This is a genomic window from Vibrio sp. 10N.286.49.E11, from assembly GCF_041469505.1.
Classification (GTDB): Bacteria; Pseudomonadota; Gammaproteobacteria; order Enterobacterales; family Vibrionaceae; genus Vibrio; species Vibrio crassostreae_C.
Genome location: NZ_JBFRKQ010000058.1, coordinates 30,896 through 56,310 on the forward strand (window position 1 = coordinate 30,896; position 25,415 = coordinate 56,310).

Below are 25,415 nucleotides of genomic sequence, written 5' to 3' on the forward strand. Positions count from 1 at the left end.
TGCCCTGTACTCTACGGCTAACGTTCACCGCTCGTTTTGTAGATAAAGAGGGCGAAACTAATTATAGATCTTTGATAATTTTGGATATTTTTTCTAATCAATATTAGTCGACTTAGACAGAGTACTCTAAATGATTCCTGTCCAAATATGAGCTAGCTCGGTAAATAGCTAGCTCGGCTTTTCTTAACATTGAAATAGCACACGGCACTACAGCTTAAAAGTAACCTTGTTTAATGCCTTCGCAAGCTCCTTCAAATTCAACTGTTTGCCGTAGCGATCATACGTTACCCCTTGCTGCTTATGGCCTACGATTTCAGCTGTAATCAACTCAGAAACACCCTTTTGCTTCAACTCATCAATAAAAGTATGTCTGAATCCATAACTCGTTGGGCGGTGGCGTGGCAGCATACCAATAGATGTCTGGTACTTGGTCATTTTATTAAGGTAGGCCTTAGACCAATCGGCAAAGATGTTTTTTGGCTCATAGCTGAATAGATTATTGGTACCGCTGGACTTCCTAGTTGCAATGTACTGCAGCAATCCAAAATTAATTAGTTGACCATGGACAGGGATTTTGCGGATGCTGTTGCTATTTTTGACGTACTTACCTTCATCGTCAACATTGACAGCGAAATAGTAGCTCCCATCAGCCTCTTTTATGTCATTCACTCTTAGTTGACACACTTCAGATGGACGCATTCCTGAGTAAAGCAATATCCACGAGATCCAGCGGAACTCTACATCCTGTTCAACAAATTTTTGAGACTTGAAGAATAGCTTAAGATCCTTGAGTGACCAGCGTTCACGTTCTTCACTAGTAGGCTTGAGTGGCTTGTTATCTACCTTAATGCCGTCAAAGGGGTTCAGTGCGATGTAATTCATCATCTTAGCAAACTTAAAAAACTGAAAAGCAGCAGCAAGGTACTCTTTGTTTGTCTTATAGCTACGCCCTTCCTTGAGGAGTTGGTCACGGTACACCAACGCATGAGCCGAAGTAACAGGATCCACGGATTCAACGGGTAACAGGTTAATACAGTGACTGGCACGAGCATTTAACTGATGCACTGTTAAAGGTCTGATATTTTGCAACTTCTTACTAGCGACAAAAGCGTCTAGCGCCGCTTTTAATGAAACGACAGGGTGATTCTTTCGGTGAACTGTAGAAGTTAAGTCCCGATGTTCTGCTTTACGAACTGGAGCGGCAGATACCTCAATATCAGGTTGATTCGATTCAAACTTACTACGAACCTCATCGATAATCGCATCACAATCCGCTTTAAAGCCTTCTACACAACTTTGCCCATGAGTTTTAGTTATTAACTCTTTTAGACTAGCAGCAACGGTTAGATTGCGTTCAGAAGCAAGTTGACGGTTCTTGGTTAGTAAAGATACTTTCAGATCGAACGGAAAGCCATTATCTCGAAGTTTTTTCGGCAGACAAACACGTGTGTAGTAGGTGCAATTTGGGGCGCGGAAAAGGTACATTGTCTGAGTCAATCCTTATGGTTTGACTTGGCACCTTGCAGATATGAAAAAAGCCGTTGTAATACAACGGCTTATCTCATTTTTAATGTGGTGGAGGGATAGGGATTTGAACCCTAGAACCGCTATTAACGGTTGCCGGTTTTCAAGACCGGTGCTTTCGACCACTCAGCCATCCCTCCAGTGGCGCGTATAATATAAGGGTGGCTTTCGCTTGTAAATACCCTTATTAACTGACTGCTTTTTTTATGAACGCTTTTTGGTATTTTTGTTCTGAATGATTATTTATTGTTCGGTTTATTAAGAAGCCGACAAAATCTAATATTCAATAAGCCAAGTATTCCCAACTTTTGTTATACGTGAAGTGTTTCTGTGCTATTAAAAAAGAAAGTATCTAATTGGCTTGCAGGTAAAGTTATGAGGGGAGTGGCTTAGGCGCATGAACTTTTAGTTTAGAACGGTGAGATCGGAATTTAAAACTAGGTATAAAGTGAATGGGTTTGAAACTGGGACTGTAGAGAGTTTTGTTAGATGAGCTTTATATTTTAAAAAGCTTCAGATGCAAAAAAGCCGCTGATTTCTCAGCGGCTTTCTTTAAAGTGGTGGAGGGATAGGGATTTGAACCCTAGAACCGCTATTAACGGTTGCCGGTTTTCAAGACCGGTGCTTTCGACCACTCAGCCATCCCTCCAGTGGTGTGAATAATATAAGGGGTGGAGGATCTTGTAAACCCTTAATTTTCATAATTTTGTTTTGTTGCTTGTTTTCTAATCATTCACGGCAATAAAAAAGGGAAGCCATTGGCTTCCCTTTGCTGTTTGCTGATTATTTAGTCATTTTTTGTGTAGAAACGCTGTAGCTCTGTCAGGCCTTGCATCAACACAGGTAAGCGAGGGCTTACGTTTTTCAGGCGCTTGTAATTTTGGTCGTACAATTTGTAGTTACCAAATTTATCCAACACCGTTGTTTGCTGGTCAGTAACAAGAGCAAGTTCACGAGAGTCGCCCGCGAGAATCCACTTTCTGTTACGTTCATTAAACAGGCTGCGACCACTACTGAAATCTGTTGGGTTCGAAGATACACCCAATAGCTCTTGCATCAGTGTTACTGACACGTCTAGATGACTAGAACGGTGGGTGTATTCAGAAGCAGACTTGCCAGGCCAGCTGATAAACAGTGGTACTTGTAACTGATAACGACTGTAGTTGGAGTTTGCACCCCAGCTGTTGGTTTTGGTTTCGTTAAACTCAGTACCGTGGTTAGAGGTAATGATAACCACCGTGTTATCGGCAAGCTCTAAGCGTTCCAGTTCAGCGTAGATAGTTGCTAGCTGAGCATCGGCCGCTGTCGCCGACTTTTGATAGTCTGCTGCAAAACGCTCTGCTGTCGTTAGCGTAGAGTCCGACTCTGAACTTGAATCGTAGCTGGCGAAGTTATCCAGTGTGGTTAATTCAATAAAGTTAAACCAAGGGCGTTTAGCTTGCGGTGATTGAATCCAGTTAGACCAAGCTTTTATGGCACTCTGGTCATCATAAGTTGCTTGCTCTGGCATCACATCACGGCCTCGGAAGATGATATCCGAGTACAGTGCATCACTAAAGTTGTCGCCACTGAAAGCAGCGAACTTGTAATCGTGATTCTCTAAAACATCGAGCAATACTGCGCTTGACCCCTGAGCTTCAATGCTGCTTGCGTAGCTGCTCGGTAGGCCGTAGAACAAGCCAAAAATACCAAACATATCGTTACTTGAACTGTAGTGGTTGGTGAAGTTGATCGACTGTTGTGCGTAGGCATAGCTGTTTGGCATCGCTGTCGCATTAAGAGCGTCAGAGCGAAGGTTGTTCACACTCACCATCAGGATATTAAGATCATCACTGCGGCGGTTGTATTGAATTTTTTCTAGCGGGTAGCTAACTAGGTTTACATTCTCTTTGTTCGCTTCTAAACGCTCAAGGTACTCTTCACGGTCTAATAGGCCATGTTTTTCCATAAAGCTTTTCGCTGTCATTGGGTAAGACAGTGGGAAGTTCGCTTTCTGGCTAGTAATTGGGTTATAGAAGTACGCATCAGCCCACATGTAGGTCAAGTGGCTGCTGATGAAACACAAGAAGAAGACGGCAGTAATCGGACGGCCAATGTGTTTATGAGACAGTTTACGCTGCTTACGCCAAACCCACTCAGATAGACCGAGTTGCAGCAAGAAGATAAGCGGCATAACAATGAAGAGGTGCTGCAAATCAGACGTGAATGCAGATTCCTCTCCACTGAATAAAACCTCCCACACGACAGGCGTCAGGTGGAGGTTTATATTTTGATACGTTTGGGTATCAATCAGTAGGACAGTTAAACCTATGGTCGCGAAGATAACGGCAACCAAACGTAATAACTTCCTCGACGGAAGAATAAAAGTGAGCGGGAACAGCACTAATAGATAGAGCGCGAACACTAAAAAACCAAAATGACCAACCCACGATGCAGCCAAATAGAATTGGCCTAGCAAGGTTTCTGGCCAAGCAGATTGAGTAATATAACGAGTACCAATCAACATCGCAGCAATGATGTTGAAAAATGCAAACCAGTGACCCCAACCAACCAGTCGAGATACGCGATCGCTATATGAGTTTGCGCTGTCTACCATTTATAATTCTTTTATCCGTCAATCAAATTTAGTGAGACTTTTTATCTTCAAGAGAAGAAATTAAAGCCTCGGCAAATTTTTCAGCAATTCCTTTGCGTTGTGAAGCAGCAACATTCTGATTTAAGACATTGGTTGCGATATTTCCAGCGATCATCAGTGAAAGTTCTGGCGAAGCTTTGTGCTTAGTTAGTACAGCACCTACTTCAGCTAGGATTTTTTCAACTTGATCATCTGTGTATTTAGATATAATCGGCATAAGGACTCTAATAATGATAGTAAAAGCGGCTTATGATAACCTACTATGCACGACAACTGAAACCTGAACGGTAATATTTTCACTATGAGCCTTCACCTTTCCAACGTAATTTTACACCAGCTGAGCAAGAACGATCAGGATGAGCTGATTGTTAACTATCGTGCTGAATCTCTAGAAAACGATGCTTCATCTGAAAGCCTAGTTGCTGAACTTCACCGTGTTTTTAATTCAAAAGCAGGCAAAGGGTTTGGTTCTTTCAAATCTGACAGCGAATTCCAGCAGTGGTTGCATCAACTTCGTGCTGGTGAGACAAACTTTTACGATTTTTCTCAAAAGAGTGCGCAACGTCTAAAAGACGAACTATCAAAGTACCCATTCGCTGACGAAGGTATCTTGGTAATGGCTGAATATCAGTCACTTGCAACAGATTACCTTTTCATTGGTTTATTGCCTTCAAACCAAAGCCTAAAGGTAACTGAAGGGCTTGATATTAGTGCGACTGACTACCTTGATATCTCAAAAATGGATATCGCGGCTCGCCTAGACCTTTCTACTTATGAGACTGATAAAGAGTCAAACCGTTACTTAACTTATATTAAAGGACGTGTTGGCCGTAAAGTCGCGGATTTCTTCTTAGATTTCTTACAAGCTGAAGTCGGTTTGGATGCGAAACAGCAGAACCAAGTACTGATGCAAGCGGTAGAAGACTTCGTTTCTGACTCTAAATTAGAGAAAGAAGAAGCGATCAGCTACAAAAAGCAGGTTGCGGATTACTGTAACGAGCAGCTTAAAGCGGGCGATGAAGTACAAGTTCGTGAACTTTCTGGTGAGTTGCCAGCAAGCACAGATGGCACAAGCTTCTTTGACTATACTAGTGAGCAAGGCTACGAGTTAGAAGACAGCTTCCCAGCCGATCGCGCAACTATGCGTAAACTAACAAAATTTGTTGGTGCTGGTGGCGGTTTGAATGTTAGTTTTGATAGTCTGCTTCTAGGCGAACGTATCTTTTACGATCCGGAGACAGACACGCTAACGATTAAAGGCACTCCACCGAACTTACGTGACCAACTGACTCGCAATAAGTCATAGTCCGAAGTTAACGGATAAAAGCGGCAGCAGGACGTTGTCGCTTATTTTGTGCTTAATCTTTTAGCTACGGTCATGGCTTCAAGTTAACACGCACAAGGAATATAGATGGAACAATCAGTAGCAAAGCCCAAACGCTTTAAAAAACCAGCCACCTTTTTGGTTGTGCTCTTGGCTCTGTGGTTACTTCCTTCATTGGCTCTTCTTAATCTAAGCCGTTCCTACACCAATTCTCTAGCTCAAATCGAAGAGCTCGGTATTCGAGTCAACGAATTGAGGCAATCGCTTTATTTCTCAGAACCGCTTCGAGTCTCTCGTATCAATGATCTCGCACTCGATGCTCAGTTGGTTTATTCGATCCGACTGCAGATTGAATCTGATTTCCAACACGCCTTGTTTCGTCCTGATGTCAACCAACTGTTGTACGTAGCTGATCAGTTCCTAGAAAAGTTCGATGAGTTCATTCCAATAGAAAGCCAAGTTCAAGACATCGTTGATAACATTAAGATCTTGCGTGCTGATAAAGAGCTTTCCCCTCAGCTAAAACCGCTCCTCAACGAATTCGGTGTTGTGGTATTTGAAGCCATGTATTCTGAAAATCAAAGTTCGTCAGCGACTTATCGCGCCTTTGATTCCATTCTAGAAAAATCTTATTCCTTAGAAAACGAAGAACAAGATGCACTCCAACAACTACTGGCTGATGCGTCAGCATTGTTGAGTGATTACGCTCAGCTTAACTATTTGGTTGATAAGATTAAGAAAAACTCAGTAAATGAACAGATCATAAAACTCGAAGCTGAGTTCCATGATCGTCAATTCAACCTATTGTTGGTGATGCTAGGCTTAAGCTTGGTGGCGATGAGCGGGATAGTGTTTTGGGGCGTTAGGTCCACAAAAACGATGAAAGAAGCAGACCAAGAACTCAGCTCTGAACTAGAAATTAATTCAAGTAAGGAAGACGCTTCTTATAGCGATGTTGTTTCCTCAGCAGTGAAACAAGCAGATAGTGACGCTTATGTATCCGAGAACAGGCCAACGCGCCAGTCTTCCGACTCTCAACCTCCGCAGAGCGTTAACGTTACAAGCCAACCCGTTGTACCGCAATACTCTATTCAGCAAGTCCCTGAACAGGCGCCAGTAGTAGAGAAACACGTTGCCAGTGTCACAGATTCAAAGCCTGCGATTGATATCGAAGACATGTTAGAAACGCTCGATGGTGATGCTGAGTCTGTCGAACTCTTGCTTGGTGTGTTTGTACAAGACCACGCAGGTGACTACGAGAAGTTTAAGTCTTTGTTGACCAAAGATGAAACCTCCGCGGCTCGCATTGTACATAGCTTAAAAGGCGTGGCTGGCAGTATTAAAGCGTCTCGGTTAGCCATCATTGCCGCAACCATTGAAATGACAATGAAGCAGTCCAGAGCGATCAGTGAACATGATTTAGCTGAACTAGAGCAGGCTATAAAAGCCTCTGTGGATTCTGCTCATGAATATTTAGACAGTCAGCGTTAACTTTTACAGGATTTTTGACAATACTCTGACGAAGCGCTCATACAATCAGCGCCCTTAGTCTTTGTCAGAGGTTTATATGTTACGAGTTTCGAGTCGAAGTTGGATGGTGTTGGTGCTTAGCATTGTGCTAAGTGGTTGTTCTCTCTTAGAAGTTAAGTTAGATAGTCAAACGACGCCTCTCACTCAACAAGAGTTAAATGCTCGGCTCATGACGCGTGAATACGCCAAGATGTTTTTTACACGAGTAGAAGACTCGGCTGATTTAATCGCGCAATTTTATCCTGCTGATGACACTTTACATCAATCTTATGTGTTGCTTTGGAAGATCCATGCAGAGCAGGGATTACAACAAGCGGCTTACCAAACTTCCCCAATGTCTGCGTTAATTGACTCGTGGGTTTTCACTGCCCAAATGAATCAGTTTTATAGCCAAGGCGATGGCGCGGACCTATTCGCGACGGATGATGCGGTAGAGGCTGCTCGTTTTCTTGACCAAGAAGCAGAGAAATTGGCAAAGGGTGTATTGAACTCCAGTGATTTCAAAAAAAGCAAAGCGTTCGTTGCTCAGTTTGCCGCTAGCCACCCATTTAAAGATCTCACATTCAGAAGCACGCCTGCTTACCGTGAATGGCTAAGTTACCTTGGTAAAGACGAGTCGCAAATCGTCCAGAGTTTAGGCACCATGCCAGAAGCAATGAGCGATGCATCAGACCGCTTAAGCTTAATGGCTGACCAGACACCGAAACTGATGACGTGGAAAGCTGAGTTGGTTGCATTGAATAGCTCGCTAACGGGTGAAGACCTATCGATGACGCTAGAAAGCCTTCGTCAAACATCAGCAAGCATGCAAGACTTTATTGAGAACAACCCAGAATACATGCAAACGCTAGCCTCTATTATGTCGACAGAAATGCAGCCATTGCTCAATGATCTTAGTGACAAAACAGACCAAAAACTGGCGATGTTGAGCGATGAACGTGTGGCTTTAGAAAAAATGGTGACACGTGAGAGAGAAGCACTTGTAGAGATGATTGCGAAAGAGCGCATCGAGATTGCCGGCATTGTGACTTCAGAAAGAGAACTGTTCACGCAAGACCTTGATCGCGTCTCTCAAGAGGTGGTGGTACTGGCGATTGATAAGCTAATGGAGTTAATCAAAGGTGTGATTATCTACTTCATCCTGTTTATCTTAGTAGTGTTCTTTGCACCGCTAGGCATCGGTTACTGGTTGGGTAAACGAACCGCCAATAAATAGATAAATAAGTAAATCAGCAGATCAAAAAAGAGCGCTCTAGGGCGCTCTTTTTGCATTTATCCATTAACGTTTTGAGTTACGTTCGAAAGCGTTAGCTCCTGAACTTAAGCTTGTTGCTTGCTTAACTCTGTTGCTTCTTCAGTTTCAAACGCTGGTGCTGTTGGTTCACACTTATCAACGAACCAACCCATGTAAGATGTCACGATAGTCACGATGATACAGATGAAGCTTAACCACATGAACGGTGCGTAAGACAGCGTCGCAACACCAAGAATACTCGCCATGTAGATACCGTTATCACTCCACGGAACCATACCCGACGTTAACGTGCCACCAAACTCAGCATTACGCGATAGGTTCTTACGTTTGTAGCCTAAACGGTCGTAGTTTTTCGCACAGATTTTTGGTGTAAGGATTAACGATACGTACATTGCAGAACCGAATACGTTACCCATGAAAGCCGTACCAATTGTGCTAGTCGCTAGTGAACCTGCGCTGTTTACGCGGCGCTCAAACACCTTAGCGATTGTCTCTAGTACGCCCACTTTATCCAGTAAGCCACCAAAACCTAGACCAAATACGATAACCGCAACTGAACCCAGCATTGAAGACATGCCGCCACGGTTAAGAATCGAATCAATAAACTCTACGCCAGATGAGATTGAGAACGGTGCCCAAGCCGTGTTGAATGCCGTTAGGAAGTCGATATCTTGGATCATGACTGCCCAGATAATACCCAGCAGAGAACCAAAACTGATGACCGGGAATGAAGGCATACGGAAAGCCAACAGACCAAGCACGATAAGTACCGGAACGAATGAGTAAGGCGTGATGTAGAACTGAACTTCCATTGCTTTGATTACAGAGTCTACTTGGCTCATGTCAACGTTGCCCGCGTAGTGGAAACCAAACGCAGTAAACATGATGCCTGTAATCACGTAGCTGATTAACGCAACTGGAAGCATGCCCTTGATGTGTTCAACCACTTCAACACCAGACATTGAAGAAGCCAGAATCACTGAATCAGAAAGAGGAGACATCTTGTCACCGAAGTAACAGCCTGACAGCACGGCACCTGCAGTAATCGGTGCTGGAACACCTAGGCCTTGGCCGATACCCATCATCGCGATACCTGCTGTACCCGCAGCACCCCAAGAAGTACCGGTCGCCAATGCAGTTAGAGAACAGATGATCATGGTCGCTAAAAGGAAGATAGAAGGGTGGATAGCTTTCAGACCATAGTAAATGATAGTAGGTACGATCCCGCCTGAGATCCAAGTACCAACAAGAGCGCCAACGGCTAAAAGTATTAAAACCGCGCCTAAGCCATTGGATATTCCTTTGAGTGCTGCTTTTTCTAAGTCTTTGTATTGGTGTCCAAGACGAATACCAAGAACCATGATAATGAACCAGCCAATATACAAGGCAAGTTGAATTGGAAGGTCAAGCTTTGCAGTAAAGGAAAAAGCAAGGGATAGAAATAGTCCTAACGCGATGAATACCTGCAATAGGTTCGGTAGGCGAGTTTTACTCTGCTTCATAAAAGCCTCTTGTGATTTCGAGCATTTATAGTGCTTCGTTATAGTGTGTGGTGCAAAACGGACACTACAGTAATTAGTTTATTATATCGAAAAAATACGCCCAAGTTGTGATATTTGACTGTTAACTCAATCAATTGTGGTTTCATAATCTAAATTTTTGTTACATTCATGATTGTTACATGTTGAAATCTGTCGCACGTTGTTTTCGTTTTGTAAAATAAAACTCTGATTAACCTTGGTTTAAAAGAGGGATTTACTGTTTGTGATGAGCGTCGATTGAATCGACTTTGGCGATGTAAATGTTTGAATTTGACGATAATGGACGCTTAATCAATGAGGTGGAGATGGAATGTCGATACAGAGATAACTGCACGATTCATTACGTTCACTTAAAAGAAACGAAAAAGTTACACTTTTTGACAAAAAGCACTTGAGTTCTGTTTCTGAAAAACTTATAGATGGGGGAGAGCAATTTTTAATTTATACATGGAGAGTGAGCGATGAGAGTAGGTCTAGTTGGTTGGCGCGGTATGGTTGGTTCTGTACTGATGCAACGTATGGTTGAAGAGAAAGACTTCGACTTGATTGAGCCTGTTTATTACAGCACATCTCAGATTGGTATTCCTGCCCCTGTTTTAGGTGGTAAAGATGCGGGTCTACTTCAAGACGCTTTTGATATTGATAGCCTAAAACAGCTTGATGCTGTGATTACCTGTCAAGGCGGCGATTACACATCAAAAGTATACCCAGCACTGCGTCAAGCAGGTTGGAAAGGTTACTGGATTGATGCAGCATCTACTCTGCGTATGGATGCTGATTCAATCATCACTCTTGATCCTGTTAACTTGGCTCAAATCCAGCAAGGCATTCACAGCGGCACCAACACGTTCGTTGGCGGTAACTGTACTGTGAGCTTAATGCTTATGGCTCTAGGTGGTCTGTACGAGAAAGGCATGGTTGAGTGGATGAGTGCCATGACTTACCAAGCAGCTTCTGGTGCGGGTGCTAAGAACATGCGTGAGCTGATCTCACAAATGGGTGTGATCAACGACAGCGTAAGTTCTGAGTTAGCAAACCCTTCAAGCTCAATTCTTGATATCGATAAGAAAGTGGCTGATACGATTCGTTCATCTTCATTCCCAACAGACCAATTTGGTGCTCCGCTTGCAGGCTCACTGATTCCTTGGATCGATGTGAAGCGTGAAAACGGTCAGAGTAAAGAAGAGTGGAAAGCCGGTGTTGAAGCGAACAAGATTCTTGGTCTAGATGGTCAGCCAATCCCAATTGATGGTACTTGTGTACGAATCGGTGCAATGCGTTGTCACGCTCAAGCACTAACGATCAAGCTTAAGCAAGACGTGCCAATGGACGAGATCGAAGAGATCATCGCAACGCACAATGATTGGGTTAAAGTGATTCCTAATGACCGCGACATCACGGCACAGGAGCTAACACCAGCGAAAGTAACAGGCACAATGTCTGTACCTGTCGGTCGTCTGCGTAAGATGTCGATGGGTAACGACTTCCTAAACGCCTTCACGGTTGGTGACCAACTACTTTGGGGTGCTGCAGAACCACTACGTCGTACTCTACGCATTATCCTTGCTGAGAAATCGTAATAGGCAAGATTGCTTAAATTCTATTAGCTGATAAACCGAAAGGGTTGACGACAAACGTCAACCCTTTTTAGTTTATTGCTACCTCGTTATTCGGCCCTCGAAACTGCCCTTAAATCTCTTCGCATCTCGCTACTCGAATCTCGTGTCTGCTTTTATTTCTCGTCGGTGACGACACGCTTGTCTGGATCCGCTAATTCGCTAGCACAGTGCTTGCAATACATGGCGTCTGAATCATGACCCGCTCGGTTACAGTTCGGGCACTTAACCAATTCTTTGTGCGAGTTCATCTCATTACTGAGTTCTGCAGTAATGATCCCGGTTGGCACTGCTAAGATAGAGTAACCCAATAGCATGGTCAGTGATGCTATGGCTTTACCAAGCGCGGTCTGCGGCACCATGTCACCATAACCTACCGTAGTGATAGTCACGATGGCCCAATAGATACTGTGAGGAATACTGGTGAAGCCATTGTCAGGACCTTCAATAACAAAGATCAAGGCGCCAAAGATAACCACCAAGATGCCGACGGTGCTAAAGAAGATCAGTATCTTTCGTCGTGCCATTAATAGTGAGCGCAACAGAATATTGGAATCTTGCAGGTAGCGAACCAGCTTTAGAATTCGGAAGATACGCATCACACGCAGCAGTCTCACCACACCCATAAATGAAGCGCCTGGGAAGATGATTGCTAGGTAGGTCGGAAGAATCGCCAATAGGTCAACGACACCATAAAAACTGGTGGCGTAAGATTTTGGCTTTGGGGAGCAATAGAGCCTTAACAAATACTCAAGAGTGAAGAGTGCAGTGAAGGTGTATTCGATATAACGCAGCTGTTGTGACCATTCGGTCATCACATTAGGGATGGATTCTAAGATCAGAACCAACAGCGAAGCCAAGATTGCAACGATCAGAGTTATATCAAATGCACGTCCGGCTGGCGTGTGAGTACCAAAGATAATGACGTACAAATGATGCTTGAGTGGCTTGCGTGACATAAGGAGAGGTTCGTCTTCTGTTAAATGCATTAACAGTCATTATACAAGCTTCATAATAACGAGGCGAGTGAAAGCCCAATTGCTTTACTCGCCTCATCTATATTTCAATATTGTTGCCCTTTATAGAGCAACCGAAATGTTGTTAAACGTTATGCCAAGCCTGGGAACAGATTACGTAGGCCATTGGCGATGAACTCGATGCCCAATGCGCCAAGAATCAGACCCATGATACGAGTGATCACGTTGATACCCGTTTGACCTAAAAAGCGAACGATAACCGGCGCTGAACGGAACAAAAGCCAAGAGCACGTTGCGAATGCGATGATGCTAATGCCGATGCCGACCGTATCAATAGCAGCAGGGTAGCGAGAACCATAAACAATGGTCGAGCTGATTGCACCTGGGCCTGCCATTAGCGGCATAGCAAGTGGAACAACGCCGATCTGCTCTTTGCTGATGTATTCAGACTTCTCTTGTTTGTTCTGCTTATCTTCACCGAGCTTACCGCTCATCATCGAAAATGCGATGCTCAGTAATAGTAAACCACCTGCAACACGGAATGAGTCCAGCGAGATACTAAACATATCAAGCAGCATTTGCCCCGCAACAAGAGAGACAATGAGGATCACGGCAACAGCAATGTTTGCTTGTAAGGCTGTCCTGTTCCTCTCTTCTGGCGGCATATGAGCAGTAAGAGAAACAAAAACAGGCATGATGCCGATTGGGTTTACGGCAGCAACAAGCCCAAGGAAGAATTGCATAAAAATTGCGAGTTCTAAGCCTTGCATGAGAGCGATCTCCAGTTAGCGTACTTAAGGTTGAAGGGTTGATCTGTGAATAGTTTAGGCGCGTAATGTAAGGGACAAACTCGATTTACGCGAATGAAAAAAACTAACTTGAAATGGGTGATTCTTTTTAGAAAAACTAATTGAATCTCACTTTTGTTTTTAGCCTGTTGCAAGCTAGTTGGTAGTGTTTAATTTTGTAATTTATTATTGAGTAACTGTTAACCGACGCACGAAATTAATAAAAATTATGTCAGAATCTAGCCCGTACAACGGTATGGATATACTCTCAGTAGCACGAATATAGCTGTATACATGTAATTTAACGGACTAAAAATGAAACTTTTTTACAGTTTATTACGCTATGTAGAAAAAAGTTGTCTGTTTGCTTGTTTTTTGCGCGAACGAAAAGTGTGAGTTTAAGCTATATAAATCATGCTCTTAAGTTCATTTTTGCGATTGCCTTACTACTTTCTGGTTAATTCTTTTTGGGTAACTGATCTGGGTCAATTTTTTTCACACAGTGAAATAATATACTCAGCCCTGAAAGCAATTTACTAAGAACGCTGGTGTTTAAGGTTAACGGCAAGCAGCGAATTTAATAAAAAGTTTTTAATATTTATTATTTTAGGAGATCCACCATGCCTGTAACTAACTTAGCGGAACTTGATGCTCTAGTAGCTCGCGTTAAAGCAGCACAAGAAGAGTTTGCAACATTCTCTCAAGAGAAAGTAGACGCAATCTTCCGCGCAGCTTCTCTTGCTGCTAACCACGCTCGTATTCCACTTGCTCAACAAGCAGTTGCTGAATCTGGAATGGGTATTGTTGAAGATAAGGTTATCAAAAACCACTTTGCATCTGAATTTATCTACAACAAATACAAAGACGAAAAAACATGTGGCATCTTAGAAGAAGATGACAACCTAGGCACAATGACTATCGCTGAGCCTGTAGGTATCATCTGTGGTATCGTTCCAACAACGAACCCAACTTCTACAGCAATCTTCAAATCTCTAATTTCTCTTAAGACACGTAACGGCATCATCTTCTCGCCACACCCACGTGCAAAGAACTCAACTAACGACGCAGCGAAACTAGTTCTAGACGCAGCTGTTGCAGCTGGTGCTCCAAGAGACATCATCGGTTGGATCGACCAACCATCTGTAGAGCTTTCTAACGCGCTTATGAAGCACGACGGTATCGCACTTATCCTTGCTACTGGTGGTCCAGGCATGGTTAAAGCAGCATACTCTTCAGGTAAGCCTGCTATCGGTGTTGGTGCTGGTAACGTTCCTGTCGTTATCGATGAAACAGCTGACATCAAACGTGCTGTAGCATCTATCCTTATGTCTAAGACTTTCGATAACGGCGTAGTATGTGCTTCTGAGCAAGCTGCAATCGTAGTTAGCGAAGTATATGACGAAGTTAAAGAGCGTTTCGCTTCTCACAAAGCTCACGTTCTATCTAAAGCTGACGCTGATAAAGTACGTAAAGTTCTGCTTATCGACGGCAACCTAAACGCTAAAATCGTAGGTCAACCTGCTCCAGCAATCGCTGAAATGGCTGGTGTTAAAGTTCCTGCTGATACAAAAGTACTTGTAGGTGAAGGTCTTGGTAAAGTTTCTTACGATGACGAATTCGCTCACGAGAAACTATCTCCAACTCTAGGTCTATTCCGCGCAGATGACTTCGAAGACGCAGTTGCTCAAGCGGTAACTATGGTTGAAATCGGTGGTATCGGTCACACATCTGGTCTTTACACTAACCAAGATACTAACGCAGACCGCATCCGTTACTTCGGTGACAAGATGAAGACTGCTCGTATCCTAATCAACATCCCGACTACTCACGGTGGTATCGGTGACCTGTACAACTTCAACGTTGCACCTTCTCTAACTCTAGGTTGTGGTTCATGGGGTGGTAACTCTATCTCTGAGAACGTAGGTCCTAAGCACCTTATCAACAAGAAAACTGTAGCGAAGCGAGCTGAAAACATGTTGTGGCACAAACTACCTAAGTCTATCTACTTCCGTCGTGGTAGCCTTCCAATCGCAATGAGCGACCTAGAAGGTAAGAAACGCGCATTCCTAGTAACTGACCGTTTCCTATTCAACAACGGTTACGCAGATGACGTAGTTAGCTTGCTTAAAGCACAAGGCATCGAAGTTCAAACTTTCTTCGACGTAGAAGCGGATCCAACGCTATCTGTTGTTGAGAAAGGCGCTGAAGCAATGAAGAGCTTCCAACCTGACGTAATCCTTGCTCTAGGTGGCGGTTCTCCAATGGATGCTGCTAAGATCATGTGGGTTATGTACGAGCACCCAGAAACTCACTTCGAAGAACTAGCAATGCGCTTTATGGACATCCGTAAACGTATCTACAAGTTCCCTAAAATGGGTCAAAAAGCTGAGCTTGTATGTATCACTACAACTTCAGGTACAGGTTCAGAGGTTACTCCATTCGCTGTTGTTACTGACGACAAGACTGGTGCTAAATACCCACTAGCTGATTACGAAATCACGCCAAACATGGCTATCGTTGATGCGAACCTAGTAATGAACATGCCTAAGTCTCTAACAGCGTTCGGTGGTTACGATGCAGTAACTCACGCTCTTGAAGCTTACGTATCTGTTCTAGCGAACGAGTACTCAGACGGTCAAGCTCTTCAAGCTCTTAAGATGCTTAAAGAATACCTACCATCAAGCTACAAAAATGGTGCGGCTGACCCAATAGCTCGTGAGAAAGTACACAACGCAGCAACTATCGCTGGTGTAGCATTTGCGAACGCATTCCTAGGTGTGTGTCACTCAATGGCTCACAAAATTGGTGCTGAGTTCCACCTACCACACGGTCTTGCTAACGCACTACTTATCTCAAACGTTGTACGTTACAACGCGAACGATAACCCAACTAAGCAGACTGCATTCTCTCAGTACGACCGTCCACAAGCACGTCGTCGTTACGCTGAAGTTGCTGACCACCTAGGCCTAAGCCAAGCTGGTGACCGTACAGCTCAGAAGATTGAACGTCTACTGACTTGGTTAGAAGAGCTTAAAGTTGACCTAGACATCCCACTATCTATCCAAGCTGCGGGTGTTAACGAGTCTGACTTCATCGCTAAACTAGACGAGCTAGCTGTTGAAGCGTTCGATGACCAGTGTACAGGTGCTAACCCACGTTACCCTCTAATCACTGAGCTAAAAGAAGTTCTAACAACTTCTTACTTCGGCCAACCATACGTTGAAGGCGAAACTTTCGAAGGTACTACAGTTATCCTTAAGAAAGCAGACCAAAAGCCAGCTGAAGCGAAAGCGCCAAAAGCTAAAAAAGAAAAAGCTAACGCATAATAAGTAAGCATTAGTTTTGAGATAAGTTTTCGCTAGCACGATACTTATCTATCGGGAAAAGATGAAAGCCCCAGTCGAGAGACTGGGGCTTTTTTTATGTTTGGTTCGTTTGTAAAACGGATTGAGAGGCAATAGCTCTGCTACTTAATATGAGCTGAGCCAGTCATGTTCAATTGGAATAGGGAGTTAAACCTCTGCCGCGACAACTCGCCCACTGAAGTAGTCATTCGAGACAATGTATTCGGTTGTTCTGGTCAGCTCGTCTTGCAGCTGCGCCCAGTGACATCGGTTGAGCTTGCCATCGGAGTTATGAACGGCGGGAACAACGCCACCGACTCGAATGCCAAAGGGAGTCAGCTCTTTCGCCCAACTATGGGTAAAGCCAGTGATCATTGAGTTTGCGCTCTCTAAGCCAGACACATCGTGAAAGTCATCATGAGATATCACATTCACAATCACGCCTTCCTTATCTTCCTCTCGCAATCTCTCAGCACTGATTTGCCCAAATGCGAACAGGGTCGATGCCATCGATGAGAGATCATTAATAAAGCTGCTCACAGGCTGATCGCCAATTAGGCTAGGCATTGGGGAGCTTATCCAGTTATTGACCAGCACATCGGGTGTCGTGTTGAAGGTGGTTTGAATAAAATCATATACGCTGAGAATCGCTTGGCTGTCATTGCCTTTGAGCGTGTAGTGGTAAACAGAGTCAGAAAACCGGGCACACTGTAGATACGTCGCTTTAAGTGCTTCGGTGTCTTTATCACAAAGGATGACGGTGGCTCCAAGGTTAACAAAGTGGTTCGCAATCGCCCCCCCCAGTCGCGAGCCGGCAGATGTCACCAATATGATTGAGCTTTTTATTTCCATCCCAGTACCTAAACAAATCGTCCATGTCGGATAAGGATGGGTTAAAATTTATACAACGGGTGTGAATTGGTTCAAACTAAGGTGTGCCAATTAATAAGTTTTTATGAAGTTAGTGGCACGTCACATTTTGTAGTAACTTCAAGCGGTAACCGACATCAGGTGTTTTTAGGTTGCCTAAGGCTAGTGGTTCATATCACTCGTGTGAATACTTTGAAGTGTGCGAGTTAGTCGAAGAAGAGCTATGGATAGACAGCGAAAAAGGGAAAGGTAGGCGACCGCTATGCTTGAGCTTGAATTTGATACTGACGTTGCGCGGTGGTTAGCTCATTGTAGAGCGTGGCATGTGGCAAATCAGGTAAATGCTTGTTTGCGAGTTTGCGTCGGTCATGACCAGAAAGGTTTTGGTAAACCTCTTCGGGTAAGTCGGCTGTATCTTCAGGCATGAAGGCAAGCGCTTCAGGTTTCAAGTAATGGCTGAGCTTGGCGCTGGCAAGGCTAGCTTGATGAAAATGATTAGATTGCTGAGCTGAAATCTCATATGAAGACTGGTTTGAACGCAGTTGTTGAGGTTCTGCTATGCCAAATTGTTTGCGCAGGCGATCTTCATTTGTCTCTGTGATTTCAATGGTGTCAATTGGCGTGCAATCACGGACATCATTAGAAAACATAGATAACAGCAACGCGAAATCTGCACGGCGACCTTGCTCAACCGCTTGGCTGATCCCGATGCCGAACTTCAGTTCGTTGATGATTCCTGGTTTGTCTAAAGTATGTATTTGCATGTCGCCTCTCATTGGATACACCTTTAACGGCATGGAGTCGGCAAACTTTAGTGTTTAATTACAGGCAAATAGAGAATTTATGTAGGGTTGGGAAGAAGGCTATCAATAGTTCGAGAAATAAGCGCTATTGGCGGGTTTATTACGAAATGTTTAGATTTTGTGGAACACGACAGATACAAAAAAGCTCACGCCGAGGCATGAGCTTTCAATAGATAACTCGCTATAAATAGCGCAGCGTAAGCAATAATTACTTAGCTAGGTTCTCTTCTACGAAAGACCAGTTTACTAGGTTCCAGAATGCAGCCATGTAGTCAGGGCGAACATTGCGGAAATCGATGTAGTAAGCGTGTTCCCATAGGTCAACAGTTAGAAGTGGAGTAACACCTTCTTCTGTTAGAGGAGTAGCAGCGTTAGAAGTGTTAACGATGTCTAGAGAACCGTCAGCTTTCTTAACTAACCAAGTCCAAGAAGAACCGAAGTTGTTGATTGCTGAATCAGTGAATTTCGCTTTGAATTCTTCGAAAGAACCGAATGCAGCGTTGATAGCTTCTGCAACAGCGCCAGTTGGTTCGCCGCCCGCTTTAGGAGCAAGACAGTGCCAGTAGAACGTGTGGTTCCAGATTTGAGCAGCGTTATTGAAAACACCACCAGTAGAAGTCTTAACGATCTCTTCTAGTGTTTTGCCTTCAAACTCAGTACCTGGGATAAGGCCGTTTAGCTTAACAACGTAAGTGTTGTGGTGCTTACCGTGGTGGAAATCTAGCGTTTCTGCTGAGATGTGTGGTTCTAGCGCGTCTTTCGCGTAAGGAAGAGCCGGTAGTTCAAATGCCATTGCTCAATTCTCCATTGATATGAAAGAGTTAACTCTTTCGATTGCTTCCAGTGATATTATTATTCATGGCTCGCTATACTGCCAACCATGGTCAATTTGCTGACTTGCGATATAGTTTAGCAAGTTTTTACTTTATTAAAAGCTTATTTCATTACTTTTGTGTGAATTGTTAGCTTAGCTTGTTAACCGCTTTTTTTATATGGTTTTTATTCTTTTAGTTTGGGGTAGAATAAAGGCAATAAAAGCCGTAATCCATTAACGAGGAAGCAATGGAAACTATCGATAAAATCAAACAGCAAATTGAAGAAAACACTATTCTACTGTACATGAAAGGTTCTCCTAAGCTACCTAGCTGTGGTTTCTCTTCTCAAGCGTCTCAAGCTCTAATGGCATGTGGCGAAAAATTTGCTTACGTAGATATCCTACAAAACCCTGATATCCGTGCAGAGCTTCCTGCTTACGCACAGTGGCCAACTTTCCCACAACTTTGGGTTGAAGGTGAGCTAATCGGTGGTTGTGACATCATTCTTGAGATGTTCCAAAAAGGCGAACTTCAGCCAATCATCAAAGAAGCAGCGGCTAAAGTTGCTGGCGATGACGCTGAATAAGTTCTAGCCTTTGCGCTGAATAGTTAAAATGAGGGGCCTTAATCAGGCTCCTTTTTTGTTTGAATTGATCGAATCATTGACTCGATAAGGAATGAACAATGAACGTAAAACTTCATTATGTGCATGATCCAATGTGCAGCTGGTGTTGGGGTTACAAGCCAACACTTGAGTTATTGAAACAACAATTGCCTGCGAGCATTGAGTTTAACTATGTAGTGGGTGGTTTGGCCCCGGATTCTGATGAGCCAATGTCAGAAGAGATGAAAGGCAAGCTGCAAGCGATTTGGAAGCAGATCGAAGCTAAGTTGGGTACTGAGTTTAACCATGATTTTTGGACAGAGTGCCAACCTGTTCGTAGTACTTACCCTGCGTGCCGCGCTGTGATTGCTGCAGGTTTTCAAGACCACTACGAAGCGATGCTTGAAGCGATTCAACATGCTTACTACCTTCGTGCGATGTTGCCACATAGCCAAGACACACATTTGCAGTTGGCTGAAGAGCTAGGTATGAATGTTCAACAGTTTGAAAATGACCTTTCTAGCAAGTTATTGGAAAGTGAGTTAGATGACCAGCTAGGCTTTAAAGAAGCGATGGGTGTATTTTCTTACCCGACCTTAATGCTTGAAGTGAACGGCATCTTTAGTGAAGTTGAATTGGATTATCATTCAACGGAAGCGACGCTTAAGTCTATTCGCGAAATTTTAGTGAGTAATGCTCCCGCTGCGTAATTCAGCGAGAGTCATCTGTATTCGCAATGATTTCTAAGGCTTACTCATCAGAGTAAGCCTTTTTTGTTTGGTGTCGCTAGTTCAATGAGAGTGAGCGGAAGGAAGAGTAGAATGAATCTCAGAGACAAAAAAGACCGCACGAGGCGGTCTTTATAAAAGTGAGCGTAGGACTGTTTAACTACAGAACCTAATTACAGAACCATGGCTGCAATCCAACCGAATACGATCAGTGGGATGTTGTAGTGCAGGAACGTCGGTACTACGGTTTCCCATACGTGCTCGTGTTGACCATCAGCATTTAGACCAGACGTTGGACCTAATGTTGAGTCAGAAGCCGGAGAGCCCGCATCACCAAGTGCAGCAGCTGTACCTACTAGAGCGATTGTTGCCATTGGCGAGAAGCCAAATGCTGCTGCTAGTGGAACGTAGATAGTTGCAAGGATTGGAATCGTAGAGAACGAAGAACCAATGCCCATAGTAACCAATAGACCAACAATTAGCATAAGTAGTGCTGCTAGAGGCTTGTTGTCGCCGATGCTTGTTGAAAGTGCTTCAACCAAAGATTCAACGCCACCTGTTTGCTTCATAACTGCCGCGAAACCTGCTGCTGCAATCATGATGAAACCGATCATTGCCATCATGTGAACGCCCTTGGTGAAGACATCTTGTGTCTCTTTCCAAGCAATAACGCCACCGAAGGTAAATACCATGAAACCCGCTAGAGCACCGATGATCATAGAGCCAGTCGATAGTTGAACTGTTAGCGCTGCTACGATACCAGCTGCTGCTACTAGGATGTGCTTCTTGTTGATCTCTTTCACTTCTGTTGAAACAACAGTGTGAGAGGTTTCTTTGTATTGGCGAGGCTTACGGTAAGTAAAGAATACTGCAGTAAGAAGACCGAAGATCATGCCCGCAGCGGGTAACAACATCGCCATTGGCACTTGGCTTGCTACTACGTTTTCAAGACCATTGTCGTGAAGGTTTTTAAGCAGAATGTTGTTTAGGAAGATGCCACCAAAACCAATCGGTAGCACCATGTAAGGTGTAATCAGACCAAAAGTAAGTACACACGCAACTAGACGGCGGTCTAGGTTCATTTTTGCGAATACGCCTAGTAGAGGTGGGATTAAGATTGGGATGAAGGCGATATGTACTGGAATCACGTTTTGCGAAGACATGGTCACTAAGATCAACGACGCAAGCATGCCGTATTTAAGACCAGTCGATGCCGCACTGTTCTCTTTGCCGTGAATGCGTTTGATAACACTTTGAGCAAGGAGATCTGTGATACCAGAACGTGAGATAGCAACAGCGAATGTACCAAGCATAGCGTAGCTAAGTGCAATCGTTGCACCGCCGCCTAATCCACTTTCGAAAGCCGCGACTGCGTCGTTCAAGCTCATACCAGAGGCTACGCCACCGATAATTGCACTGAACGTCAGAGCAACGACTACGTTTACGCGCATCAAAGCTAAAACAAGCATGATGCAAACTGAAATTACAACAGGATTCATATTATTCTCGGGATGTTGTGTTTTTTATGAAGGCAATACGAAAAAACGTTTACCGACTCTATTTTTTATTCTTCGTCAACAAGAGGCCAACCACCAAGGGCTTTCCATTTGTTTACAATGCCGCAAAACAACTCTGTGGTTTTTTGCGTATCATACAAAGCAGAGTGTGCTTCTTTGTTGTCAAATTCCATCCCTGCAGTGCGGCAAGCTTTAGCCAAAACGGTTTGGCCGTAGGCAAGACCACTAAGAGCTGCAGTGTCAAAAGTAGCAAATGGATGGAAAGGGACGCGTTTAAGCTTACAGCGCTCACTTGCCGCATTAACGAAGTTCAAATCGAATGTAGCGTTGTGAGCAACCATGATTGCGCGACTGCAATCTGAAGCTTTTTGTTCTTTTCTCACTAGCTTGTAGATTTCTTTAAGGGCTTCTTGTTCCGACACAGCACCACGTAATGGGCTAAATGGGTCTTTAATTCCGTTAAAGTCTAATGCTGCCTGCTCTATATTTGCGCCTTCAAAAGGCTCAATGTGAAAATGAAGCGTTGATGCAGGGTGCAGATCTCCGTTCTCATCCATTTTTAATGTAATGGCACAGATTTCTAATAATGCATCGGTTTCAGCGTTAAACCCTGCGGTTTCCACGTCGATGACCACTGGAAAATAGCCGCGAAAGCGTTTTTTTAGGGTCAGAGCTTCGTTTTCTACAGTCATGTTAGCCCAAATAAGTGTGATTAAGGCTGCATTATTGCAGATAATAGCAGTGATAAAAACTAGGGAAGGGCAATAAATCTTAAATTACCTAACCCATTGCGGCTTGATAATTGCATATTTAAACGTGAGAGAAAAATGCGGCAATTGGCTGCATTGTTAAACGAATTGCTTAAGAGATACTCCACTTTATGAAGAAACAACTCATAACAGGTTCAATGCTATTTTCGCTACTTGTGTCGTCATCGGTCATGGCACAAGAAAAGCGTTACGGAGCATCTCCTCAACAGTCGACATGGGAGATGGTAGCCAACACGCCACTTGAATGTCGCTTGGTCCACCCAATTCCAAACTTTGGTGATGCTGAGTTCTCATCTCGCGCGAGTAAAAAAATCATTTTGGACTTTGAGCTTAAAATGCGCCGTCCAATGGGTGCGACGCGCAATGTAAGCTTGATCTCTATGCCGCCACCTTGGCGTCCGGGTGAAAGTGCTGATCGTATGACAACCATTAAGTTCTTCCAGCAATTTGACGGCTATGTCGGCGGTCAAACAGCTTGGGGCATCTTGAGTGAGTTGGAGAAAGGGCGTTATCCGACATTCAGCTACCAAGAGTGGCAGAGCCGAGATCAACGTATCGAAGTGTCGTTGTCGTCGGTGTTGTTCCAAGAAAAATACAATGTGTTCAGTGACTGTGTTGCTAACCTGCTGCCTTACAGCTTTGAAGATATCTCTTTCACTATTTTGCATTACGACCGCAACAGCGACCAGCTGAACAAGTCGTCGCGCAAAAGGCTGAGCCAGATTGCCGATTACGTTCGCTATAACCAAGACATCGACCTTGTGCTGGTGGCAACGTACACCGACTCTGTCGACAGCAAAGGGATTAGCCAAAACCTTTCAGAGCGCAGAGCAGAATCGTTAAGAGAGTACTTCAAATCTCTAGGCCTGCCAGAAGATCGTATCCAAGTGCAAGGCTATGGCAAGCGTCGTCCGATTGCGGACAATAACTCGCCAATTGGTAAAGATAAGAACCGACGTGTTGTGATCTCTTTAGGTCGCACACAGGTTTAAGCTAAACAACAGCTTGTTTTGAAATGACAAAGCCCGTCTTGATGACGGGCTTTTTTATGTTTTAAATTTGGAGTCGTTGTTTTAACGGAACTTGTTTAATTCAAGCGGAAGCGGGCGATCATTTCACAGTTGGTCGCGGTATCGATCTTTTCCACCATAGAGGCAATTTTAGGGTTTGGGTGGCGTTTCATGAAATCGATCAGCGCTTTCTTACAGCAACCAATAGAATCGATAAAGCTTGAACATTGAGTATTAGGGCACTGAGGGATCAGTGTGAGTACCTTTTCAGAAGCCAGTTGAAGATACTTGAGCTCGTATTCAGTGTCGCCAGCCCAACGCCAGAATTGAGCAAGATTGTGGCAAGAAATCACCGAGATCAGTAAGCGTTCATCGGCTTGAATATCGGTGCGTTCTGTAATTTCTTCACTTAAGTTCAAAGCCTGCTGATAATGAAGAATACTTCGTACAGGATCGTCGAGCTGCAATGCAGTATCGGCAAGTAACGTGTGTTTTTCCCATTCGCTAATCATTGTATTACCTCACTAATCAATAGGTGGTTAATTTAAATGATAATCATTATCATGTAAAGTTTCATCAATGAGATTGTTAAGAATAATTGGTAAAGAATATCGATTATGGTGAGAGTGATAAAAAAGAAGCGAGCATAGTGCTCGCTTCGTTTTTCATTTCTTCAGGCGTTCAAACCCAACTTCTCAAAGAGGTTAAGGAATTAACCTTCTAGACCTGCGCTTGCTTGTTTGTTCTGAATCAGCTCAATCATGTAGCCATCAGGATCTTTCACGAACGCAATGTGTGTAGAGCCGCCTTTAACCGGACCCGCTTCTCGCGTTACGTTGCCGCCAGCTGCTTTAATCGCATCACACGTTGTGTAGATGTCATCAACACCGATAGCAACGTGACCAAAAGCAGAGCCAAGATCGTATTCCGTGGTGCCCCAGTTGTAAGTCAGCTCAATCACTGCGCCTTGAGATTCGTCGCCAAAGCCAACGAAAGCCAGTGTGTATTCGTACTCTTTGTTTTCGTTCTTACGTAATAGCTGCATGCCCATTACATTGGTGTAGAACTCGATAGACTTGTCTAGATCACCCACGCGTAGCATGGTGTGTAAAATACGACCGTTTGACATGATTTGCTCCTAGCTTGTTATTGGTTGTTTCTTTTATAGCACTATATATGAGCAAGCTCATAAGCAACACCAAAGAGATGATGAGTTTGGTCATATTTTCTTATTCTCATCATCTATCTTACTCTCCCCCTCTACCTTTTTTCTTATTTGTATTACAAGAAATTAAAGAGCGACGGCCTTATTAATTTGTCAGTCACTAGCGCTTAATTCGCAGTTTTGCATAAATAGTAAGTTTGAGTGTTGGTCTTTTTTGTAATGGCCAAGAATGGCCTTGGTTGTTGAATTGTGACTTATATCTCCATCTTGTTGCTGATTTCCTTTCGTTTTTACAATTGGCATCTAACTTTCCATTTTATCAATTTATGATTACGCCAACATATCCCTGTTTATAGAAAGGTTATTCCGATGTTTTACTTCGTTATTAAGGAATTTTCGATAAAATACGCCGATAACTAATGGTTTTTACGAAAGTGCAAAGGGTGTCTATTTTTTGTGCTTATCTTTTTTAAACAATAGTTTGGGCTTGTATTGTTTGTTTTATGTTTGATGTTTGATGTGGTTGTGTTTTCAAAGTAGTTGTCAAGTGTGTATCAAGTGTATCTTTTGCGATCTTTGCTAAATAGACAATCCTTACT

The 25,415-nt window shown here is 43.6% G+C and carries 21 protein-coding genes and 2 tRNA genes; 8 read left to right on the top strand and 15 right to left on the bottom strand.

Annotation, left to right across the window (positions count from 1 at the left end):
- Window positions 1-207 precede the first annotated feature (207 nt).
- The 5 genes from AB4167_RS14150 to AB4167_RS14170 form a co-directional block, all read right to left on the bottom strand.
- Window positions 208-1,485: a site-specific integrase gene (locus tag AB4167_RS14150; protein WP_102319790.1), complete on the bottom strand. Its 1,278-nt coding sequence runs from the start codon at window positions 1,483-1,485 to the stop codon at window positions 208-210.
- An 88-nt stretch (window positions 1,486-1,573) separates the two neighbouring features.
- Window positions 1,574-1,664 (bottom strand) — tRNA-Ser (locus tag AB4167_RS14155).
- A 418-nt stretch (window positions 1,665-2,082) separates the two neighbouring features.
- A tRNA-Ser gene (locus tag AB4167_RS14160) sits at window positions 2,083-2,173 on the bottom strand.
- Between the two features lie 138 nt (window positions 2,174-2,311).
- On the bottom strand, window positions 2,312-4,120 hold the full coding sequence (locus AB4167_RS14165; RefSeq protein WP_017065981.1) for a DUF3413 domain-containing protein: 1,809 nt from the start codon (window positions 4,118-4,120) through the stop codon (window positions 2,312-2,314).
- 28 nt (window positions 4,121-4,148) lie between these two features.
- Complete coding sequence (locus tag AB4167_RS14170; RefSeq protein WP_004734063.1) at window positions 4,149-4,376, bottom strand: YejL family protein; 228 nt, start codon at window positions 4,374-4,376, stop codon at window positions 4,149-4,151.
- Window positions 4,377-4,460: 84 nt separating this feature from the next.
- On the opposite strand from AB4167_RS14170, the gene yejK reads away from it, so the two are divergent.
- From yejK to AB4167_RS14185, 3 genes are all read left to right on the top strand, one after another.
- The gene (gene yejK / locus AB4167_RS14175; protein ID WP_017061190.1) at window positions 4,461-5,465 is read left to right on the top strand and encodes a nucleoid-associated protein YejK; all 1,005 of its coding nucleotides are present in this window, start codon (window positions 4,461-4,463) and stop codon (window positions 5,463-5,465) included.
- A gap of 105 nt (window positions 5,466-5,570) precedes the next feature.
- Window positions 5,571-6,974, top strand: a complete 1,404-nt coding sequence (locus AB4167_RS14180; RefSeq protein WP_102398080.1) for an Hpt domain-containing protein — start codon at window positions 5,571-5,573, stop codon at window positions 6,972-6,974.
- 76 nt (window positions 6,975-7,050) lie between these two features.
- Window positions 7,051-8,229 (top strand): chemotaxis protein, encoded by a 1,179-nt coding sequence (locus AB4167_RS14185; RefSeq protein WP_372051268.1) that lies wholly within the window; start codon window positions 7,051-7,053, stop codon window positions 8,227-8,229.
- Between the two features lie 104 nt (window positions 8,230-8,333).
- Here the strand turns inward: AB4167_RS14185 and nhaC are convergent, their stop codons facing one another.
- The gene (gene nhaC, locus AB4167_RS14190; RefSeq protein ID WP_372136681.1) at window positions 8,334-9,770 is read right to left on the bottom strand and encodes a Na+/H+ antiporter NhaC; all 1,437 of its coding nucleotides are present in this window, start codon (window positions 9,768-9,770) and stop codon (window positions 8,334-8,336) included.
- A gap of 500 nt (window positions 9,771-10,270) precedes the next feature.
- On the opposite strand from nhaC, the gene asd reads away from it, so the two are divergent.
- Window positions 10,271-11,389: an aspartate-semialdehyde dehydrogenase gene (gene asd, locus AB4167_RS14195; protein WP_017061186.1), complete on the top strand. Its 1,119-nt coding sequence runs from the start codon at window positions 10,271-10,273 to the stop codon at window positions 11,387-11,389.
- Window positions 11,390-11,541: 152 nt separating this feature from the next.
- Here asd and AB4167_RS14200 read toward each other — a convergent pair whose 3' ends face one another.
- Window positions 11,542-12,384 carry an ion transporter gene (locus tag AB4167_RS14200; protein ID WP_029235134.1) on the bottom strand — a complete coding sequence of 281 codons (843 nt, stop codon included), beginning with the start codon at window positions 12,382-12,384 and terminating at the stop codon, window positions 11,542-11,544.
- 149 nt (window positions 12,385-12,533) lie between these two features.
- Complete coding sequence (locus AB4167_RS14205; RefSeq protein WP_004734056.1) at window positions 12,534-13,172, bottom strand: YchE family NAAT transporter; 639 nt, start codon at window positions 13,170-13,172, stop codon at window positions 12,534-12,536.
- Between the two features lie 638 nt (window positions 13,173-13,810).
- Here AB4167_RS14205 and adhE point away from each other — a divergent pair.
- Window positions 13,811-16,516 carry a bifunctional acetaldehyde-CoA/alcohol dehydrogenase gene (adhE, locus tag AB4167_RS14210; RefSeq protein ID WP_017061183.1) on the top strand — a complete coding sequence of 902 codons (2,706 nt, stop codon included), beginning with the start codon at window positions 13,811-13,813 and terminating at the stop codon, window positions 16,514-16,516.
- Window positions 16,517-16,702: 186 nt separating this feature from the next.
- Here adhE and AB4167_RS14215 read toward each other — a convergent pair whose 3' ends face one another.
- The 3 genes from AB4167_RS14215 to sodB all read right to left on the bottom strand — a co-directional run bounded on the left by AB4167_RS14215 (window position 16,703) and on the right by sodB (window position 19,000).
- Window positions 16,703-17,386, bottom strand: a complete 684-nt coding sequence (locus AB4167_RS14215) for an SDR family oxidoreductase (protein ID WP_017061182.1) — start codon at window positions 17,384-17,386, stop codon at window positions 16,703-16,705.
- A 278-nt stretch (window positions 17,387-17,664) separates the two neighbouring features.
- The gene (locus AB4167_RS14220) at window positions 17,665-18,168 is read right to left on the bottom strand and encodes a VC2046/SO_2500 family protein (protein ID WP_372136682.1); all 504 of its coding nucleotides are present in this window, start codon (window positions 18,166-18,168) and stop codon (window positions 17,665-17,667) included.
- Window positions 18,169-18,415: 247 nt separating this feature from the next.
- Window positions 18,416-19,000 carry a superoxide dismutase [Fe] gene (gene sodB, locus AB4167_RS14225; RefSeq protein WP_004734050.1) on the bottom strand — a complete coding sequence of 195 codons (585 nt, stop codon included), beginning with the start codon at window positions 18,998-19,000 and terminating at the stop codon, window positions 18,416-18,418.
- Window positions 19,001-19,269: 269 nt separating this feature from the next.
- Between sodB and AB4167_RS14230 the strand changes: the two genes are divergently transcribed.
- Together AB4167_RS14230 and AB4167_RS14235 are read left to right on the top strand one after the other, a co-directional pair.
- Window positions 19,270-19,608, top strand: coding sequence for a Grx4 family monothiol glutaredoxin (locus AB4167_RS14230; RefSeq protein ID WP_004741702.1), 339 nt, complete (start codon window positions 19,270-19,272; stop codon window positions 19,606-19,608).
- A gap of 98 nt (window positions 19,609-19,706) precedes the next feature.
- Window positions 19,707-20,336, top strand: coding sequence for a DsbA family protein (locus AB4167_RS14235; protein WP_017061180.1), 630 nt, complete (start codon window positions 19,707-19,709; stop codon window positions 20,334-20,336).
- A 191-nt stretch (window positions 20,337-20,527) separates the two neighbouring features.
- On the opposite strand, the gene AB4167_RS14240 is transcribed toward AB4167_RS14235, so the two are convergent.
- Together AB4167_RS14240 and rnt are read right to left on the bottom strand one after the other, a co-directional pair.
- A complete protein-coding gene (locus tag AB4167_RS14240) occupies window positions 20,528-21,853 on the bottom strand; it encodes a Na+/H+ antiporter family protein (RefSeq protein ID WP_029235135.1) in 1,326 nt (441 codons plus the stop codon).
- A 65-nt stretch (window positions 21,854-21,918) separates the two neighbouring features.
- The gene (gene rnt, locus AB4167_RS14245; RefSeq protein ID WP_017061178.1) at window positions 21,919-22,563 is read right to left on the bottom strand and encodes a ribonuclease T; all 645 of its coding nucleotides are present in this window, start codon (window positions 22,561-22,563) and stop codon (window positions 21,919-21,921) included.
- 188 nt (window positions 22,564-22,751) lie between these two features.
- Here rnt and motY point away from each other — a divergent pair, with 188 nt between their 5' ends.
- A complete protein-coding gene (gene motY, locus AB4167_RS14250) occupies window positions 22,752-23,633 on the top strand; it encodes a flagellar protein MotY (protein WP_017063457.1) in 882 nt (293 codons plus the stop codon).
- A gap of 95 nt (window positions 23,634-23,728) precedes the next feature.
- Here the strand turns inward: motY and AB4167_RS14255 are convergent, their stop codons facing one another.
- Window positions 23,729-24,163: a DUF2753 domain-containing protein gene (locus AB4167_RS14255; protein WP_004734047.1), complete on the bottom strand. Its 435-nt coding sequence runs from the start codon at window positions 24,161-24,163 to the stop codon at window positions 23,729-23,731.
- Window positions 24,164-24,363: 200 nt separating this feature from the next.
- The gene (gene gloA / locus AB4167_RS14260) at window positions 24,364-24,780 is read right to left on the bottom strand and encodes a lactoylglutathione lyase (RefSeq protein WP_004734046.1); all 417 of its coding nucleotides are present in this window, start codon (window positions 24,778-24,780) and stop codon (window positions 24,364-24,366) included.
- Window positions 24,781-25,415 lie beyond the last annotated feature (635 nt).

Bases quoted from the DNA above. Each gene is read 5' to 3' on its own strand.
- AB4167_RS14150 (WP_102319790.1), bottom strand. From the start codon at position 1,485: ATGTACCTTTTCCGCGCCCCAAATTGCACCTACTACACACGTGTTTGT.
- AB4167_RS14165 (WP_017065981.1), bottom strand. From the start codon at position 4,120: ATGGTAGACAGCGCAAACTCATATAGCGATCGCGTATCTCGACTGGTT.
- AB4167_RS14170 (WP_004734063.1), bottom strand. From the start codon at position 4,376: ATGCCGATTATATCTAAATACACAGATGATCAAGTTGAAAAAATCCTA.
- yejK (WP_017061190.1), top strand. From the start codon at position 4,461: ATGAGCCTTCACCTTTCCAACGTAATTTTACACCAGCTGAGCAAGAAC.
- AB4167_RS14180 (WP_102398080.1), top strand. From the start codon at position 5,571: ATGGAACAATCAGTAGCAAAGCCCAAACGCTTTAAAAAACCAGCCACC.
- AB4167_RS14185 (WP_372051268.1), top strand. From the start codon at position 7,051: ATGTTACGAGTTTCGAGTCGAAGTTGGATGGTGTTGGTGCTTAGCATT.
- nhaC (WP_372136681.1), bottom strand. From the start codon at position 9,770: ATGAAGCAGAGTAAAACTCGCCTACCGAACCTATTGCAGGTATTCATC.
- asd (WP_017061186.1), top strand. From the start codon at position 10,271: ATGAGAGTAGGTCTAGTTGGTTGGCGCGGTATGGTTGGTTCTGTACTG.
- AB4167_RS14200 (WP_029235134.1), bottom strand. From the start codon at position 12,384: ATGTCACGCAAGCCACTCAAGCATCATTTGTACGTCATTATCTTTGGT.
- AB4167_RS14205 (WP_004734056.1), bottom strand. From the start codon at position 13,172: ATGCAAGGCTTAGAACTCGCAATTTTTATGCAATTCTTCCTTGGGCTT.
- adhE (WP_017061183.1), top strand. From the start codon at position 13,811: ATGCCTGTAACTAACTTAGCGGAACTTGATGCTCTAGTAGCTCGCGTT.
- AB4167_RS14215 (WP_017061182.1), bottom strand. From the start codon at position 17,386: ATGGAAATAAAAAGCTCAATCATATTGGTGACATCTGCCGGCTCGCGA.
- AB4167_RS14220 (WP_372136682.1), bottom strand. From the start codon at position 18,168: ATGCAAATACATACTTTAGACAAACCAGGAATCATCAACGAACTGAAG.
- sodB (WP_004734050.1), bottom strand. From the start codon at position 19,000: ATGGCATTTGAACTACCGGCTCTTCCTTACGCGAAAGACGCGCTAGAA.
- AB4167_RS14230 (WP_004741702.1), top strand. From the start codon at position 19,270: ATGGAAACTATCGATAAAATCAAACAGCAAATTGAAGAAAACACTATT.
- AB4167_RS14235 (WP_017061180.1), top strand. From the start codon at position 19,707: ATGAACGTAAAACTTCATTATGTGCATGATCCAATGTGCAGCTGGTGT.
- AB4167_RS14240 (WP_029235135.1), bottom strand. From the start codon at position 21,853: ATGAATCCTGTTGTAATTTCAGTTTGCATCATGCTTGTTTTAGCTTTG.
- rnt (WP_017061178.1), bottom strand. From the start codon at position 22,563: ATGACTGTAGAAAACGAAGCTCTGACCCTAAAAAAACGCTTTCGCGGC.
- motY (WP_017063457.1), top strand. From the start codon at position 22,752: ATGAAGAAACAACTCATAACAGGTTCAATGCTATTTTCGCTACTTGTG.
- AB4167_RS14255 (WP_004734047.1), bottom strand. From the start codon at position 24,163: ATGATTAGCGAATGGGAAAAACACACGTTACTTGCCGATACTGCATTG.
- gloA (WP_004734046.1), bottom strand. From the start codon at position 24,780: ATGTCAAACGGTCGTATTTTACACACCATGCTACGCGTGGGTGATCTA.